The sequence below is a fragment of the Autumnicola psychrophila genome (assembly GCF_031846645.1).
Classification (GTDB): domain Bacteria; phylum Bacteroidota; class Bacteroidia; order Flavobacteriales; family Flavobacteriaceae; genus Autumnicola; species Autumnicola psychrophila.
Map to the genome: position 1 here is coordinate 24,880 of NZ_JAVRHN010000005.1, position 17,192 is coordinate 42,071.

The 17,192-nt window shown below is 40.4% G+C and carries 14 protein-coding genes; 6 read left to right on the forward strand and 8 right to left on the reverse strand.

All coding sequences use genetic code 11. The features are described 5' to 3' along the window. Positions 1-69 precede the first annotated feature (69 nt). The 7 genes from RM541_RS07465 to xrtF form a co-directional block, all read right to left on the reverse strand. On the reverse strand, positions 70-642 hold the full coding sequence (locus tag RM541_RS07465) for a DUF3347 domain-containing protein (RefSeq protein ID WP_311499596.1): 573 nt from the start codon (positions 640-642) through the stop codon (positions 70-72). A 22-nt stretch (positions 643-664) separates the two neighbouring features. Then, on the reverse strand, positions 665-2,389 hold the full coding sequence (locus RM541_RS07470; protein WP_311499597.1) for an efflux RND transporter periplasmic adaptor subunit: 1,725 nt from the start codon (positions 2,387-2,389) through the stop codon (positions 665-667). Beyond that, entirely contained in the window at positions 2,389-3,678 is a 1,290-nt protein-coding gene (locus RM541_RS07475; RefSeq protein ID WP_311499598.1) for a TolC family protein, read from the reverse strand. Before RM541_RS07475 ends, RM541_RS07470 begins: the two co-directional genes overlap by 1 nt. A gap of 8 nt (positions 3,679-3,686) precedes the next feature. Then, positions 3,687-7,544, reverse strand: coding sequence for an efflux RND transporter permease subunit (locus tag RM541_RS07480; protein WP_311499599.1), 3,858 nt, complete (start codon positions 7,542-7,544; stop codon positions 3,687-3,689). A 112-nt stretch (positions 7,545-7,656) separates the two neighbouring features. Continuing rightward, positions 7,657-8,061, reverse strand: coding sequence for an HYC_CC_PP family protein (locus RM541_RS07485; RefSeq protein ID WP_311499600.1), 405 nt, complete (start codon positions 8,059-8,061; stop codon positions 7,657-7,659). An 85-nt stretch (positions 8,062-8,146) separates the two neighbouring features. Next, complete coding sequence (locus tag RM541_RS07490) at positions 8,147-8,614, reverse strand: exosortase F system-associated membrane protein (RefSeq protein WP_311499601.1); 468 nt, start codon at positions 8,612-8,614, stop codon at positions 8,147-8,149. Next, positions 8,611-9,156 (reverse strand): exosortase family protein XrtF, encoded by a 546-nt coding sequence (gene xrtF, locus RM541_RS07495; RefSeq protein WP_432264666.1) that lies wholly within the window; start codon positions 9,154-9,156, stop codon positions 8,611-8,613. Before xrtF ends, RM541_RS07490 begins: the two co-directional genes overlap by 4 nt. Before the next feature lie 88 nt (positions 9,157-9,244). Here xrtF and RM541_RS07500 point away from each other — a divergent pair, with 88 nt between their 5' ends. Beyond that, a complete protein-coding gene (locus RM541_RS07500) occupies positions 9,245-9,700 on the forward strand; it encodes a GAF domain-containing protein (protein ID WP_311499603.1) in 456 nt (151 codons plus the stop codon). A 295-nt stretch (positions 9,701-9,995) separates the two neighbouring features. Here RM541_RS07500 and RM541_RS07505 read toward each other — a convergent pair whose 3' ends face one another. Continuing rightward, positions 9,996-11,249: an ABC transporter permease gene (locus RM541_RS07505; RefSeq protein WP_311499604.1), complete on the reverse strand. Its 1,254-nt coding sequence runs from the start codon at positions 11,247-11,249 to the stop codon at positions 9,996-9,998. Between the two features lie 143 nt (positions 11,250-11,392). Between RM541_RS07505 and purH the strand changes: the two genes are divergently transcribed. Genes purH through mrdA form a run of 5 tightly spaced genes read left to right on the forward strand, consistent with a single transcriptional unit; the run spans position 11,393 to position 17,192 of the window. Further along, positions 11,393-12,925 (forward strand): bifunctional phosphoribosylaminoimidazolecarboxamide formyltransferase/IMP cyclohydrolase, encoded by a 1,533-nt coding sequence (purH, locus tag RM541_RS07510; RefSeq protein WP_311499605.1) that lies wholly within the window; start codon positions 11,393-11,395, stop codon positions 12,923-12,925. 38 nt (positions 12,926-12,963) lie between these two features. Beyond that, a complete protein-coding gene (locus tag RM541_RS07515) occupies positions 12,964-13,992 on the forward strand; it encodes a rod shape-determining protein (RefSeq protein ID WP_311493940.1) in 1,029 nt (342 codons plus the stop codon). A 14-nt stretch (positions 13,993-14,006) separates the two neighbouring features. Continuing rightward, positions 14,007-14,828 (forward strand): rod shape-determining protein MreC, encoded by an 822-nt coding sequence (gene mreC, locus RM541_RS07520; protein WP_311499606.1) that lies wholly within the window; start codon positions 14,007-14,009, stop codon positions 14,826-14,828. Further along, positions 14,821-15,327: a rod shape-determining protein MreD gene (gene mreD, locus RM541_RS07525; protein ID WP_311493942.1), complete on the forward strand. Its 507-nt coding sequence runs from the start codon at positions 14,821-14,823 to the stop codon at positions 15,325-15,327. Before mreC ends, mreD begins: the two co-directional genes overlap by 8 nt. Beyond that, positions 15,324-17,192 carry a penicillin-binding protein 2 gene (gene mrdA / locus RM541_RS07530; protein ID WP_311499607.1) on the forward strand — a complete coding sequence of 623 codons (1,869 nt, stop codon included), beginning with the start codon at positions 15,324-15,326 and terminating at the stop codon, positions 17,190-17,192. Before mreD ends, mrdA begins: the two co-directional genes overlap by 4 nt.

The window sequence follows — 17,192 nt, forward strand, 5'->3', positions numbered from 1 at the left end:
ATTATTCAGAAACAATTATCCAGCCGACAACAAAACCGGACAGGCAATTTCTCCTGAATTAGATATTCTTTAGTTCAAGGTCTGCTCCACCCTTCCACATTTTAGCATGATATCCCCAAAATAAGGATTTCTAATCTGTTCGGAACTGGAAAACCAATAATCCCCCTTACCTTCAAAAGCCATTGGGCAGTATTGCTTATAAATTTCTCCGGAAGCCAAAGCTCCTTCCAAAACAGGCTGCATTGCCGCAGTTAATGCTGAAAAAGCTTCCCGCTGTTGATTTACATCTTCGGTTTCAGCAATTTTTCGTGCCGGCTCCAAAAGTCCCGGTTCTTCCGGATTCTCTTCTAGAAGACTTACCAGATTTTCCGCAGCATCCTGCGCTCCCGAAGCATCTGTCTTCACCAACGCATCCTTAATTTCTGCATAGGCATTGTACACCTGCGCAGTACCTTCATCGGTAAATTCCGGAGAAGGATCAACCATGTCCTCATTTTCTCCTGTCACCGTATCCTGGTGCATTTCATTTTGCATTGGCGGCGCCAATTCATTGTCGTTTTCTTTGTTCTCTCTACAGGAGGTTAAACTTAAACTCCCTGCGATTGCAGCAAAAAAAAGTGCATTTATAATTACCTTTTTCATTTTATGTCAATTTTTATTAAAGTTAATTTATTTCTTTGGAAACCTCACCACAGGTTAACATTGCTTCTCCGTAATAAGGGTTTCGTATTTCACGGGAAAGGCTAAGCCAGTCTGCACCACGATCATTATCTGCCATTGGGCAATGCTGGACAAATAGTTGATGATCTACAGGCCCAAAAGTGGAAACAAAATTGATCATTACTTCAGAAAGTTCATCAAAATTACTCCGCATTTCTGCAATATTTCCGGCTGCAGCAACTGCTTTGTTCCGAGTTTGTAACTGTGCTTTAAAATGTATCATTGTATTTCCTGCCTCTTGAGGAAATCTCTCTGGGTCGATATTTGCCAATTTTTGAGCCAGGCTTGTTGCGGCTTCCTTTGCAGCATCAAAATCATCGTTCACCAACGCGTCCTTTAACTGCAGATAATTTTCTAAAACGGCGGCAGCTTTATTTCTGGCCTCTTCAGGCAGTTTAAAAGTTTCATCAAGAACTTCGTTGTAAATATTGGGGTTCATCATACTTGGTTTTCCCGCCAATTGCACGGCCGCATCTACCGTGAAAGTACCATTTACCACAATTTCATCACCTTCCTGAAGTCCGTTTTCAATTACATAAGAATCTCCCAGGGAAGGTCCTAATGTTACTTCCTGAAGTTTAAAACCTGCACCATCTGCTAAATCTGATTTTATATAGACCAAAGAACGTTCTCCCGTCCATAACACTGCCGACTTTGGTACTACAATTTCTTCGGAAGAATCCTGTCCCAATTGATTTGTAACCACTCCTGAAGCAAACATTCCGGGTTTTAACCTTCCATTTTCATTGTTTACCTCAACTCTCGCCAGCGCCACGCGGGTACTGGAATTAAGCAAAGGATCAATAAAACTGATTTCACCTTCAAAAGTCTCACCGGGAATCGACCTGATCGTGTACTCTACTGTACTTCCTTCCTCTATCCAGCCGAGTTCGCTTTCGTAAAGATCAAAAACCACCCAGACTTCCTCAAGATTGGAAATTTCGTACACCGGCATTCCCTGCTCAAGGTAATCCCCCTGATCTGCAATTTTTTCAGTAACAACTCCGCTTACATCTGCCGTTATAGGAAAACGCTGAATCGCCTGGCCACTATTCAAAATCTGCTGAATCTGATTTTCGCCAATTTTCCAGTTCCTAAGTTTCTGTTTTGCCGCCTCAAAAAGTTCCGGCTGGTTTTCCTTTATTGCCTGTGCCTGTAAAAGTTCTTCCTGAGCCGTAACTAATTGTGGCGAATAAACTGTCGCCAGTGTTTTTCCGCGCGTTACGTTTTCCCCGGTGAAGTTTACCCGCATTTGTTCAATTCTTCCCGGAATGTGAGTGGACTGAGTGTATGCATTGCCTTCATCTACCACCACTTTTCCGTTTAACCGTACTTCCTTTTCAGCATTGCCGCTGCCCACCGTCATCGTCCTTACATTTGCAAGTTTTAACGCATTTTCACTCATCCTGAAAACCGAAGGGTCTGCAACAACACCATTATCTTCAGAAACAGGGATTAAATCCATTCCGCAAATAGGGCAATCTCCCGGCTCCTGCTGGCGAATCTGGGGGTGCATAGAGCAGGTCCAGATTTGATTTTCTTCCATCGCGTGATCATGACCAGAAACGGATTCAGAGCTATCACTTGCTGAAGGTTTCACCAGCCAGCCGATAAACCCACCAATCAGCAGGGTGACCAATATGATTATTATATTTTTTCTGTTTTTCATTATTCCTGATTTTTGTTGATGAAGAAATATTCCAGCTTCGCATTGGCCACAAAAGCATCTTTTATCGCTTCTATTTTCTGAAGTTGCAGCATTAAAATATCCTGATTCATTTGCAGCACTTCTTCAAAATCTCCTGTTGCATTACTGAAGGCCGATATTTGCAATTTATTGACCTGCTCAGAACTTTCCAGCTGCCGGTCGTAAAGCGCAATTAAGCGCTGCGCCTTTCTTAAATCATATCGGGTCATCGCCATTTCGCTCTTCATACTGTTGATTTTTGCCTGTTTATTTTGCTGAATTGCTGTTTCCATAAGTTCAGCTTCCTTTTGCGCCGCTCTGTATTTTTTTCTGAAGATGGGCAGGCTCACTGAAAGCATTGGCATAATCACATCCTGTCCATTATTCACCGGATTCGCATCTGTTCTTTCAGAAATAACTCCGTAATCCACTCCAACGCCTACTTGCGGGAGTCCGTTTTTCCTGGCTACCACCTGCTGACTCTCATAAGCTTCAGCCTGCCGGTTAAACTGAATGATCGCAGGATGTTCTTCAAAATTCTGCTCCTCCTGAAGTTGATCTTCAGCATCATAAAGCGGCCGCTGAATAGTTAGCGTATCTGCAACAATAACCTGTGCATTTCCGGCGCGGTTGATAAGAAAATTAAATTGCTTTTTCCTGGTTTGCAGTTCCTCATCCAGCAACAGAATTTCGGTAAGTACCTGCTCCCGCTGAATATCAATTTTCACGACATTCACCATCGGAGCGCTCCCGGCTTCAAATTTTCTCAGCGCCAACTCCCGGTAAGAATCAAGGATTTCAAGGTTATCCTCCTTTACCGCAATAGTTGCCGATAATTGGAAAATTTCGGCATAGGCTGATTTTACTTCATAATAAAGGTTTGCCCGCACATCCAGGTACTCCTGAAATTTTGCCTCAGCCATTAATTCTGCCGTAGTCGCTTTTGCCTCTAAAGTTCCAAACCACGGAAACATCTGCATTAAAGAGAACCGCGCTTCCTGAGCTCCCAGCCGCGTTTCTACCATCCTTCCAAAGGCACTCATGGTAAGTGTAGGATCGGGCAGGGACGAAACCTGAGGCACCTGCTGTAAAGCTGCTTCAAAGGAGGTATAAGCAGATTGCACCTGTGGATTATTTTCTTGAGCAATTTGGAGATAATTGTCCAAATCCTGGGCATATCCCCCCAGCCCCCAAAAGAAGAAAAACAAAAATCCCCCTAACCCCCGAAGGGGGGATGATAGTGTAAAGAAAAAATTTATAAATGATTTCATAATAATGTTTATTTAGGAGAAATAGATTTATCCTTTCCCTTCAGGGAAGTTAGAGGGGGATCTGGGAAGGGGATGTTTTCCCTCCAATATGCCTGTAAAACAGGAACCACAAAAATCGTCATAATCTGGATCAACATTCCGCCGACGATAGGAATCGCCATCGGCACCATGATATCAGAACCTTTGCCTGTGGAAGTTAATACCGGAAATAAGGCAATTATCGTAACCGCTGTGGTCATCATCGCCGGCCGAACGCGCTTTAGACCGGCTTCCATTACAGCATCCCGAACTTCCGGAACTGTATTCGGTTTTCTTTCTTCAAAAACCTGATGAATATAGGTTCCCATCAAAACGCCATCATCTGTAGCAATTCCGAAGAGTGCGATAAAACCAACCCAAACAGCTACGCTTAGATTGATCGTTCCCATCTGGAACAAATTTCTCATGTTTACCCCCGAGACTGCAAAATCCATAAACCACTCCTGACCGTAAAGCCAGATCATGATGAAACCACCGGCAAAAGCCACAAATACTCCCGAAAAATGGATAGTAGAAGCAATCACTGTCTTAAACTGAAAGTACAGCAACAGGAAAATAATGATTAAGCAAATTGGGATTAGAATGGATAATCTTTTAACCGCCCGCACCTGATTTTCATAATTTCCCGAAAACTTATAGCTTATCCCGGCAGGAACTACCAGTTCCCCCGCATCAATTTTCTCCTGAATAAAAGCCTGCGCATCATTGACTACATTGACTTCGGCATAACCTTCCCTTTTATCAAAAAGAACGTAACCTGTGAGGAAAGTGTCTTCACTTTTGATCATTTGCGGACCACGCTCATAATTGAGATCGGCAAGATCACCGAGCGGAATCTGAGCCCCGGAGCTTGTTGGAACCAAAATTCTTTTTATAGATTCCGGATCGTCGCGAAGTTCCCGCGGATAACGTACCCTAACCGGAAAACGCTCCCGGCCTTCAACGGTGGAAGTAATTTCCATTCCGCCTATTGCAGTTTCAATAGTTTGCTGAACATCTTCAATGCTAAGGCCGTACCTCGCGATTGAATTCCGGTCAATATCGATTTCCAGGTAAGGTTTTCCCACAACACGATCTGCAAAAACAGCTTCAGATTTAACTGAAGGAACTTTTTTCAGTAATTGTTCCAGTTCAATTCCAAATTCCTGGATACTTTGCAGGTTTGGCCCGTAGACTTTGATTCCCATAGGAGCACGCATTCCGGTTTGCAACATCACCAGCCTTGTTTCTATCGGCTGAAGTTTTGGTGCCGAAGTGACCCCTGGTAAATCTGTTCTTTGCACAATTTCGTCCCAGAGATCATCGGGATTATGGATATGTTCCCGCCAGTTGCGGTAATATTTTCCGTCTTCATCTACAACAAGCTGTTCTGCTGAAATATTCCGTTGAATTCCTTCAGCATTGGTTAAGGAATCTCCAGATTTCAGGATAAATCTATTCTCTTCATCCACTTTAAAAGCCACTGGCTTACCATCTTCAGAAAGAATAAATTCCGGTTTATAGTTGATTATATTTTCAAACATCGAAATAGGCGCAGGATCCAATGCACTTTCCACCCTTCCCATTTTGCCCACGGCGACCTCAACTTCCGGAATAGAAGCAACAGCAATGTCCAGCTGCTGCACCGTTTTTTGAGTTTCTTCTATCCCGGCATGTGGCATGGTGGTAGGCATGAGCAAATAACTTCCTTCATTAAGCGAAGGCATAAATTCCTTCCCTACTCCGGGGAACGTATGTGCAATCTCTGTCCAAAGACTGGTTTTCCTGAATTCCCAGCCTGTTTTTTCTATTCCGTTAGCTACAAAACCAAAGATCTTCGGAAAGCCGAACCAGATCATTATCCCGAAGAAAATGGTGATAAACGGTAAAAGCAGAAACTTTCCTTTATTCTGCAGGCACCAGATGAGAATTGGCTCATAATACTTTACGATTGCCATTAAGAACAGCAGCGTGAGCGCCAATAAAATGATGACAAAAATAAAATTTGAAAGTAAAGAATTCTGGAAGCCCAACGGCATCCACTCTTCCGAAAGGAAAAGCACCGTTACTGCCACAATGATCCCGAGGATAATATTGTCTGAATGTTTGCCAAATAATTGGGGTTTTTGAGCATCGACTAACTTCAGGATTCCAATTAGGGTAAGCGCCAGCGGAAGCCAAAATCCGAAAAGGATTGCCAGTACAATTCCTGAGACTATTAGCAGTATATTCCAAATTCTTTGGCTGCGCTCCTTATTTATCTTCAGGTTAAAAGCGAAATAGGAAAGCATTGGTAAAATAAAAATTCCCACAATAAAAGCCGCGCCAATCGCAAAGGTTTTGGTAAAAGCCAGCGGACGAAAAAGCTTTCCTTCTGCATTTTCCATAAAGAAAACCGGAAGAAAACTTACTATAGTTGTTGCCAATGCGGTAGTAACTGCAGGTGCAACTTCTACGGTCGCTTTATGGATAATTTTTAGCAGTTTACTTCCTTTAGCGTTCCTGTTCTCCGGAAATTCCAGGTGCCGGATAGTGTTTTCGACAAAAACAATCCCGACATCCACCATCACCCCTATCGCAATTGCAATCCCGGAAAGTGCCACTACGTTCGCGTCCACATTAAAATACCGCATTACAATAAAAGTCATGAGTACAGCGACAGGCAGTAAACTGGAAATAAGAAACGACGCCCGGAGGTTAAGTACAAGAACAATTATTACAATTATGCTGATTAAAATTTCGTGGGAAAGTGCAGTTTCCAATGTACCAATAGTTTCATTGATCAACTGCGTACGATCGTAAAAAGGCACAATAGTAACCTGACTCTGCGTTCCGTCTTCCAAAGTTTTAGTAGGTAATCCAGAAGAAATTTCTGCAATTTTCTCTTTTGTATTTTGAATTACCTCCAGCGGATTCGAACCATAACGGGCAACAACAACCCCTCCCACAACTTCGGCTCCTCCTTTATCCAGCAATCCGCGGCGTTGTGCCGGGCCAAGTTGAACTTCAGCAATATTCCTTATTAATATTGGAGTATTTTCATTCTCTGTAACAACCGTATTTTCAATGTCTTCAATGGATTCTATATAACCCAGCCCACGAACAAGATATTCCACCTTATTTACTTCCATGGTTTTTGCACCCACATCCCGGTTGGAATTCTTCACCGCCATCATCACCTGGTCTATGCCGATATTGTAAGCTTTTAAAGCATCGGGATCTACATCTATCTGATATTCCTGAACATATCCACCTACGGAAGCAACTTCGGAAACTCCCTGAGTTCCACTCAATCCAAGCTTTACATAATAATCCTGAATCTTACGCAACTCGTGTAGATCCCAGCCACCGGTTACGTTTCCATCCGGATCGCGACCCTCGAGCGTGTACCAAAAAACCTGCCCCAAACCAGTAGCATCAGGCCCCAATGCCGGTTGAACATCTGGAGGTAATAAACCTGCCGGAAGGGAATTTAGTTTTTCGAGAACGCGGGAACGCGACCAGTAAAATTCAACATCTTCTTCAAAAATTATATAAATGCTGGAAAATCCGAACATTGAAGAACTCCGAATGGATTTTACTCCGGGAATTCCGAGTAAAGAAGTGGTAAGCGGATAGGTAATCTGGTCTTCAATATCCTGGGGAGATCGCCCCGGCCAATCTGTAAAGACGATCTGCTGATTTTCACCAATATCGGGAATAGCGTCTACCGGCACAGGATCGTTGGGTAAAAATCCGGTATCCCAATCAAATGGTGCTGTAACAATTCCCCATCCTACCAAAAATAATAGCAGGATGAGAGCGACCAGACGGTTGTACAGGAAATATTTTATAAGTTTACTGAACATTCTTTTGATAATTTAAAGATGAAATGCTTCAGAAAAATCCGGAAGGAACATTTCTAAAAAAAGTGTAGCTATGCCGTTAGGAAAGGCTTAGCCTACAGAACATCTTTAGATATCAAATAAGAAATACGCTGTCTACCAGATGTATATCTGTGACCAGCAAAGGCGGGGAATAATCTTTAAACGGAATTACCTGTTCCGGAAGTCCTTCGAACAGGTTGATGTAAGCCCAGGTAAATGTGGTTAAAAACAGTTGTTGATCCAGGTCGAAAGACTGAAACGAATGTTTTAACTCATCCTGACCTTCTACAGCTAATTTTTGATTGCTGCAGCAGGAATCCGCCATAATAGTGTCTTCAGAAGACGTCATTTCCATCCCGCAGGTTTCGGCTTTTGCCAAGATTGCAGTATCCACCAATATGCTTCCGCAGAAATGTTTATCTACCGTAAAAGAAACGGTAGAAAACAGCACTACAAATGCCATTAATATGGAAATACAAGTATGAAGTGATTTTTTCATCAGCTACAAAAATACAACTTTTTTAATAATCAGCAGATTACTAAAACTTAAGAAACAAATTTATGGCAGAAAAAGAAATTGTGCTTTAGGTATTTTGGGAAAAGCTTTCAATTTTACCGAATTTTTTATTCCTAAGGCGATAATAGTAAAATGCAGGAAGCAAAATCAGTATAAAAATAGGATGGATCAAAAATCGTCTAACATAAAAGAGGGCTAGAAAATGCTCATTTTCGATATTCAGCAGAAGATAAATAAAAATACTGCCCGCGAGGATAAATAGGATTCCGTAGAGAAGAGCACTAAACTTTAGAATGTTCTTATCGAGGAAAGCAACATACAAGATGTAAAGGGAAATGGCTGTGTTGATGAAGAACCTCAGCATGACATTCAGCACCAACGGCCAGAAATCGAATTCGGGAGTTTTATCGTTCAGGTAATCCCCCTGATAAAACCAAAGTAAAGGATCGTAAAAGAGCTCGTTTTCGAAATACCTGACCAGCACCAGTAATATTACCAGTAAAGAAATTCCTGCTATTCTCCTCTTTTGCTTCATGTTTTAACAGAATTAGAGAAAATCTGCACCCAAATTACCCAAAGAATAAAGACGGTACCATAAATAATAAGCGGAAAAACCACACTATGCAGGATCGAAGAGTATTGCGGATATTCATAAAGACCAATCGCTAAAATGGCAATTCTTATAATATTCATCGCGTAAATTATTACTGCTCCTGCCAGAATATAAATTATTGTGCTTTTCAGCCTTCCGAAGAACGAAAGAATAAACGCCGTAAAAAGAATGATAATGCTAACAGAATTGCAGCCTTCAACAATCCTGGCGAGATATACTTCATTTACAAAAAGCTTCATGGATGGCTCTGTTTGATGCGGAAGTACAGTGGAATTATAACCGAAGGATTTTATTAGCGCCTCGCTTTGAACGCCCACTATGTGAGTGAGATAATCTGGAAAATAAGTTTCAGATCTAAAGAAAATAAGATAGGCATTATAGAACATCGAAAAGACAAAATAGCTCCCGAGGAACATAAAAATGAATCGAAGCACTGAACTGTATTTCCGAAATAGCTGAAGCAAAAACGTAATGGGTTTTAACAAATTTATACAAATACTAAAGCTTGCCGACTATAAAAAATCAAATACTTTTGCAGAAAATATCAAAGTTATGTCATTTGAAAAATTAAAAACCAGGGTTGAGGAAATAATAGGAGGAGGAACTTCTGTAGACAAAAGGCTTACAGAAATTTGTGAGCTCCTGCGAGAGAATGTCGAGTACTACGACTGGGTGGGTTTTTACTTTAAAAATGGTAATAAAGAAGAACTTAAATTACATTCCTTCGCCGGAGAACCAACAGATCACACCATTATTCCTTTCGGAAAAGGAATTTGCGGACAGGTTGCCGTTTCCAACAAAAACTTTGTTGTGCCAGATGTAAAAGCACAGGACAATTATATTGCCTGCAGCATAAATGTAAAGGCAGAAATTGTTGTTCCGCTTTTCGTGGATGGTGAAAACATTGGACAAATTGATATTGATTCCAATACTCCTGATCCTTTTTCTAAAGAAGATGAAGAATTTTTAGAATGGGTAAATGAGAAAGTAGCCAGAATTGTAGCTTAGTCTGTTCGGAATTCGGAGTTTGGAGTTTGGAGTTTAGAGTTTAGAGTTTAGAGTTTAAGGGTAATCTTTCAAATTAAAACTGCAAAAAATTTACAGATCGATAATTGACATTTTCAGCATAGCTCCTTTTCAAAAGACTCTGCGTAAAACAGCGTTATCTGCGGGAGCATTAAAAATTCATTTGTGAATTTGTGGTAAAAATCACTTCGGCTGGTCGATAATTGCCAATTTTAGAACATCGCTAAAAGAAATTCAGAATTTAAAATAGCTTCTAACCTAACCTTGCTTCCTACAATCACATTCCGGTTCTAATTGCTTCCACAGGATCAAGTTTTGAAGCTGATATTGCTGGAATAATTCCGGAAATAAGACCAATAATTGCAGAAACTGCTGTTCCAATGAGTATATTCATTGGAGAAAGCACAAACTCGAAATCACCGGTAAATTGCGAAGCGATAATGGAAACCAGCCACACAAAGAAAAGTCCGATTAATCCACCTATTACCGAAAGGATGATTGCTTCAAAAAGAAATTGCGACAAAATAAAACGATTCTTCGCTCCCAGAGATTTTTGAATTCCAATGAGGTTGGTGCGTTCTTTTACGCTCACAAACATAATATTTGCAATTCCAAAGCCACCAACTAATAGCGAAAATCCGCTTATTATCAATCCGATGATATTGAGCTGACCTGTAATCATGTCTATACTATCTGCAAAACCCTGAACCTGGTTCACAAAAAAAGTGCTGACTTCATCAGGTTTTAATCCGCGGTAATTTCTGAGCTGCTGTTCTACTACTGCAAGGAATTCATCATTATCTACTCCATCTTCAGGTTTTAAAATAATTTGCGCAAAAATATTCTTATTATTGTCCCCAAATATCCGGCGAGTTAAATTTACCGGCACCATCACCTGGCCATCCCGCGAATTACCAAACAATCCTGAACCTTGTTTTTCCAACACGCCAATTACTGTTAACCTCCTGCCGTACATCCTCACCTGTTTTCCTAAAGGATTAGTATTTTCAAAAAGGTTGTTGGCAATTTCGTAGCCCAGAACAATTACCGGTGCTCCGCTTCCAGATTCAGATTCATTATAGAACCGGCCTTCAGCTATTTCAAATTCTTCAATATCATAATAACCGCTGGTAACTGCAATTACACCAACGCCCGTACTGGTAATATCCTGATATTTTATGGACTCCTGCGGCACACCCTGGGCGAAAGTCGAAGCTTCCACATCTGGAACACTACGGGTAAGGTGCTGGTATTCATCATAAGAAACATTTGGAAACTGTTGTCTCTTCCACTGCGGGATATCTGTATTCCCAAAGGAATATTTCATGATAATCACGGTACTGTTATCCAGTGCGCTAAGGCTTCCTTTTACTTCACGCTCCAGTGAATCTACAGCAGCCAGAACCGCAATAATTGAAAATATACCTATGGTAACCCCCAATAAAGAAAGAAATGTCCGCAGCTTATTATTCCGTAGTGCATTTAATGCAAAAAAGAAACTTTCCTTTAAAACTCTAAGATAAATAAGCATATAAAACCGCTGTTATTTGAAGGATTAAAGATAAGACGCAGGCATTAATTATTCGTTACAAAATTTATTGAGAAATAAGAACAGCAGCCTTTAATTTTTTTAAGTGAATTACTTACTTTTGCCACCCTAACAAACACAACATAATGAGTAACTTAAAACAAGCTAAATCTGCCCTAATTTCTGTTTTCAGTAAAGAAGGTTTAGCACCAATTGCCAAAAAACTAAATGATCTTGGAATCACCATCTATTCTACCGGGGGTACCGAGAAGTTTATAAAGGATCTTGGAATAGAAGTGATTCCTGTTGAAGATGTTACTTCTTACCCATCTATCCTTGGCGGAAGAGTGAAAACCCTTCATCCAAAAGTTTTTGGCGGGATTCTTAATCGCCAGGATAATGAAAGTGATGTTAGTGAAATAGAGAAATTTGAAATTCCCCAGATAGACATAGTTATTGTGGATTTATATCCTTTTGAGAAAACGGTAGCTTCCGGCGCTTCAGAACAGGATATTATAGAGAAAATAGACATTGGCGGAATTTCCTTAATTCGTGCAGCGGCAAAGAATTTCAAGGATGTAATTTGTGTTTCTTCAGTAAACGATTACCAGGAATTTGAAGGACTGCTGAATGAAAAGAATGGTGAAACCAGTCTTGCGGACCGTAAGAGATTTGCTGCAAAAGCATTTAATATTTCTTCTCATTATGACACTGCAATTTTTAATTATTTTAATACCGACACAGAAATCCCTGCATACAAGGAGAGCATTTTGACCGGAAAGGCCCTGCGCTATGGTGAAAATCCTCACCAAAAAGGTACTTTCTACGGTGAATTTGATGAATTATTTGATAAACTTCACGGGAAAGAACTTTCTTATAATAATCTTCTTGATGTAGACGCTGCGGTAAACCTGATGAACGAATTTAAAGGTGACGCCCCTACTTTTGCAATTCTGAAGCATAACAATGCCTGCGGACTTGCGCAAAGAGATTCTATTTACCAGGCTTATGTAGATGCTTTGGCCGGCGATCCCGTTTCAGCTTTCGGCGGAATATTGATTAGTAATGTGGAAATTGATAAAGCTACTGCTGAAGAAATACACAAGTTATTTTGCGAAGTGGTGATCGCGCCCTCTTTTTCTTCCGAAGCAGAAGAAATTTTAAAAGGAAAGAAGAACAGAATTTTACTTGTTCAGAAGGAAACTGCATTACCGGAATCTCAGGTAAGAACCTGTCTTAACGGAGTTCTGGTTCAGGATAAAGACAATATAACAGACGCTGCTGAGAATTTAACTTTTGCGACAGAGAATAAACCTTCCGATAAGGAGTTATCTGATATGATATTTGCGTCGAAAATCTGTAAGCACACTAAATCCAACACAATTGTTCTGGCAAAAAATAAACAACTTTTTGCGAGTGGCACAGGTCAAACCTCACGTGTAGATGCTTTGCGGCAAAGTATCGAGAAAGCAAATTCATTTAATTTTGACCTAAAGGGAGCTGTAATGGCAAGTGATGCTTTCTTCCCATTTCCTGACTGCGTGGAAATCGCCGGAAATGCGGGAATTTCAGCTGTTATACAGCCGGGCGGCTCAATTAAAGATAAAGAAAGTATTGATTACTGCAGCCAAAATAATATTGCTATGGTGCTGACGGGAACCCGTCATTTCAAGCATTAATTTTAGTACATTTACCAAACCTCAACACACATTATTATATGGGATTTTTCGATTTTCTCATTGAAGAAATAGCAATAGATTTAGGAACCGCGAATACACTTATCATTCACAATGATAAGGTTGTAGTGGACAGCCCTTCCATAGTGGCCCGTGACAGGACTACTGGGAAAATTACAGCGGTAGGAAAAGAAGCCGCTATGATGCAGGGTAAAACCCATGAAAACATCAAGACTATACGACCATTAAAAGATGGAGTAATTGCTGATTTTGACGCGAGTGAGAAAATGCTTACGATGTTTATTAAGGAGATCCCTGCTTTAAAGAAAAAGCTCTTTACTCCTGCCCTACGCATGGTAATTTGTATTCCTTCGGGAATTACTGAGGTGGAAATGCGTGCGGTTAAAGAGAGTGCAGAGCGGGTCAATGGAAAAGAAGTTTATCTCATCCATGAGCCTATGGCTGCTGCTATTGGAATTGGTGTTGATATTATGCAGCCAAAAGGGAATATGATCGTGGATATAGGAGGTGGTACTACAGAAATTGCAGTTATCGCACTTGGAGGAATTGTATGCGATAAATCTGTAAAAGTTGCCGGTGACGTTTTTACGAACGATATCGTTTATTACATGCGTACGCAGCATAACCTTTATGTAGGTGAACGTACTGCGGAAAAAATTAAAATCCAGATAGGTGCTGCCACTGAAGATCTTGAAGTTCCGCCAGATGAGATGAGTGTACAGGGTCGTGATTTACTCACGGGAAAACCGAAACAGGTAAATATTTCTTACCGGGAAATCGCCAAAGCACTTGATAAATCCATACTTCGAATTGAAGATGCAGTAATGGAAACCCTCTCTCAAACACCCCCCGAGCTGGCCGCCGATATATATAATACCGGAATTTATCTTGCAGGTGGAGGTTCTATGCTTAGAGGTTTAGATAAGCGGTTATCACAAAAAACAGATTTACCCGTTTATATTGCGGAAGATCCTTTGAGAGCCGTTGTAAGAGGTACCGGAATAACCCTAAAAACATTAAACCGCTACAAAGGGATTTTGATTAAATAGGGAAATAGCGTGTTATGCAGCAGATTTTTAATTTTCTTATCCGGAATAAGAATAATATTCTTTTCTTATTACTGCTTACGCTGTCGTTGTTTTTAACCATCCAGACTCATTCCTTTCACAAAAGCAAATTTATAAGTTCTGCAAACGCTTTAACAGGTGGCGTTTATTCATGGGCGAACAATATCCAGACATACCTACACCTGGACGAATATAATGAAAGGCTTCTTGACGAAAATCGGGAACTGCGCAACATCCTCACCAATTTAAATGATACTACTGCAGTAGAAAGCTACCTTGACACCACTTCTTTTAGAGGAGATTATTACTTCAGGGCAGCCACAGTTATTAATAATAACTATTCGAAATTTGATAACTATCTTACTATAGACAAAGGAGAGAGTGATGGTATCGTGGCAGAATTTGGTGTGGTTACGAGCCAGGGGATTATTGGGATTGTAGATCGTGTCAACGCAAATTTTTCCCGTGTAATTTCTATTTTAAACAGTCGATCAAAAATCAACGCTCAACTCAATAAAACCAACCACTTTGGAAGTTTAATCTGGGATGGGAAAGATCCCAATATTGTTCAGTTAATAGATGTACCCCGGCAGGCACCGGTAAAAAAAGGAGACACCATCGTTACGGGCGGTCGCTCCCTTATTTTTCCTAAAGGTCTCCCTATTGGAAGCATTAGCGATTTTAATCTCGATGCTACCGGCAGCTATTATACCATCGATATAAATCTTTTTAATGACATGACCAATATTGGTTACGTTTATGTGATTGAAAACAGAAACAAACAGGAAATAGAGGCTCTGGAGGAACAAAATGAATAGCAGTACCTTATCAAATATAGCACGCTTTTTTGGGCTTATCTTTCTACAGGTACTGGTGCTCAATAATATCAATTTTTTAGGGTACATTAATCCCTATTTGTATTTCCTTTTTGTTCTTTTATATCCATTTAATTCAAATAGAAGTTTATTCCTTTTATTATCGTTCCTCCTTGGCATAAGTATTGATATTTTTGAGGACAGCGGGGGGATTCATGCTGCGGCTTGTTTAGTAGCAGCCTATATAAGACCAAATTTTTTACGGTTTTCCTTCGGAATTAGTTATGATCACCAAACCCTGCGGCTTTCCGCTACGCCGTTTGGAGCAAGATTGAGTTATATTTTTTTAATGGTTGTTATTCACCATTTTATACTTTTTTCTCTGGAAATGTTTAGTTTTAATCATATCTTATTAATTCTGGAAAAAACTTTATACTCAAGTCTTTTTACAATAATTTTGATTTTCCTGAGCCTCGCGCTATTCAGCAAAAAATATAGATGAGAAGAGTACTCCTTTACATATTAATAATCACTACCGGAATTGCCTTCCTTGGCCGCTTATTCTATTTACAGGTGGTAGATACTTCCTTTGCCCTGAGATCACAGAACAATGCCATTAAGGTTGTATATGATTATCCGCAACGGGGATATATTTACGACCGCAACGGAGAATTAATGGTTTCTAATCAGCCTTCTTACGATGTAATGGTGATCCCCAGGAATTTAAAGCCTTTTGACACCACTGAATTTTGTAAAATCCTTAGCCTTACTCCACAACAGCTGGGAAAGAAGCTGGATAAGGCAAAGATTTATTCCCCAATGTTACCTTCGGTCGTCGTACCTCAGCTCACAAAAGGAGAGTATGCATACCTGCAGGAGAAAATGCGGAAATATGAAGGATTTTACATTCAGAAGCGATCTTTAAGAGATTACCAGGTGGAAAATGCCGCGAATGTTCTTGGCTATATTTCTGAAGTAAACCAAAAAACTGTGAATGACAATCCTTACTACATTTCAGGAGATTTAATGGGTAGACAGGGAGTTGAACAGCAATATGAAGAATTGTTGAGAGGAGTAAAAGGCGTAAAACACATACAGAAGGATAGATTTAACAGAGATATAGGACCTTACAAGGATGGAATTTATGATACTCTTCCTGAGAAAGGAAAGGATATTACTATTTCTATAGATGCTACTCTACAGGCGTACGGTGAAAAATTAATGGAAAATAAGCGGGGCGGAATAGTTGCTATTGAACCATCTTCAGGAGAAATTTTATCACTGGTTACAGCTCCCAGTTATGATCCCGCTAAACTTGTAGGCAGGAAGCGTTCTGAAAATTTTACAAAGCTTTGGTACGACACCATCGCCCAACCACTTTACGACCGCGGACTTTTAGCTGAATATCCCCCGGGTTCTCCTTTTAAGACCATGAACGCTCTTATAGGTCTCCAGGAAGGTGTCGTGGATGTAGATGATCAATTCTCCTGCAATCATGGTTACAGCTATGGTAGAGGTAGAAAAATGGGTTGTCACTCTCACAGCAGTCCATTGGACATGGTACCGGGAATTGCCAATTCCTGCAATGCATATTTCGCTAATGTCTATAGAAGGATTATTGAGAAATATCCTACTCCGCAGGAAGGGATAGATACCTGGAATGCCCATCTCAAAAGCTTCGGACTAGGGGATTATTTAGGAAATGACCTTCAGAACGGAAGACCAGGAAAAATTCCTGATTCTGAATATTATAATAAGATCTATAATTATCCCACTTACAAGTGGTATTCAACTGCCACTTTATCCAACGCTATAGGCCAGGGAGAAGTTTTGCTTACACCAATACAGCTCGCTAATATGACCGCAGTGATTGCCAACCGCGGATGGTATTATACTCCGCATTTATTAAAAGAGGTGGAGGGCAAAAAGATTAAGGAGAAAAAATTTACTGTTAAGAACCATACCACCATTGATCCTGAACATTTTGAACCTGTCGTAGAAGGAATGCATCAGGTTTACACCAATGGTACTGCTTCAAGCTTGAGAATCCCGGGAATAGAAATTGCCGGAAAAACAGGAACAGCCGAAAATTTTACGAGGATAGATGGAAAAAGGACGCAACTTACAGACCACTCGATTTTTATTGCTTTTGCACCGGTAGACGATCCTAAGATCGCCATTGCTGTTTTTGTAGAAAATGGATACTGGGGAAGCCGATATGCCGGAAGAATTGCAAGCCTCATGATAGAAAAGTATATTCGCAATAATATTACCCGTACAGATATGGAGGATTGGATTTTATCTCATAGTCTTGAAGAAGAATATGCCAAACCCCTAAGCGGAGAACCTTTTATAATTAACCGCTAG

Excerpts from the sequence above, each read along its gene's own strand:
- RM541_RS07465 (WP_311499596.1), bottom strand. The coding sequence starts at position 642 with ATGAAAAAGGTAATTATAAATGCACTTTTTTTTGCTGCAATCGCAGGG.
- RM541_RS07470 (WP_311499597.1), bottom strand. The coding sequence starts at position 2,389 with ATGAAAAACAGAAAAAATATAATAATCATATTGGTCACCCTGCTGATT.
- RM541_RS07475 (WP_311499598.1), bottom strand. The coding sequence starts at position 3,678 with ATGAAATCATTTATAAATTTTTTCTTTACACTATCATCCCCCCTTCGG.
- RM541_RS07480 (WP_311499599.1), bottom strand. The coding sequence starts at position 7,544 with ATGTTCAGTAAACTTATAAAATATTTCCTGTACAACCGTCTGGTCGCT.
- RM541_RS07485 (WP_311499600.1), bottom strand. The coding sequence starts at position 8,061 with ATGAAAAAATCACTTCATACTTGTATTTCCATATTAATGGCATTTGTA.
- RM541_RS07490 (WP_311499601.1), bottom strand. The coding sequence starts at position 8,614 with ATGAAGCAAAAGAGGAGAATAGCAGGAATTTCTTTACTGGTAATATTA.
- RM541_RS07500 (WP_311499603.1), top strand. The coding sequence starts at position 9,245 with ATGTCATTTGAAAAATTAAAAACCAGGGTTGAGGAAATAATAGGAGGA.
- RM541_RS07505 (WP_311499604.1), bottom strand. The coding sequence starts at position 11,249 with ATGCTTATTTATCTTAGAGTTTTAAAGGAAAGTTTCTTTTTTGCATTA.
- purH (WP_311499605.1), top strand. The coding sequence starts at position 11,393 with ATGAGTAACTTAAAACAAGCTAAATCTGCCCTAATTTCTGTTTTCAGT.
- RM541_RS07515 (WP_311493940.1), top strand. The coding sequence starts at position 12,964 with ATGGGATTTTTCGATTTTCTCATTGAAGAAATAGCAATAGATTTAGGA.
- mreC (WP_311499606.1), top strand. The coding sequence starts at position 14,007 with ATGCAGCAGATTTTTAATTTTCTTATCCGGAATAAGAATAATATTCTT.
- mreD (WP_311493942.1), top strand. The coding sequence starts at position 14,821 with ATGAATAGCAGTACCTTATCAAATATAGCACGCTTTTTTGGGCTTATC.
- mrdA (WP_311499607.1), top strand. The coding sequence starts at position 15,324 with ATGAGAAGAGTACTCCTTTACATATTAATAATCACTACCGGAATTGCC.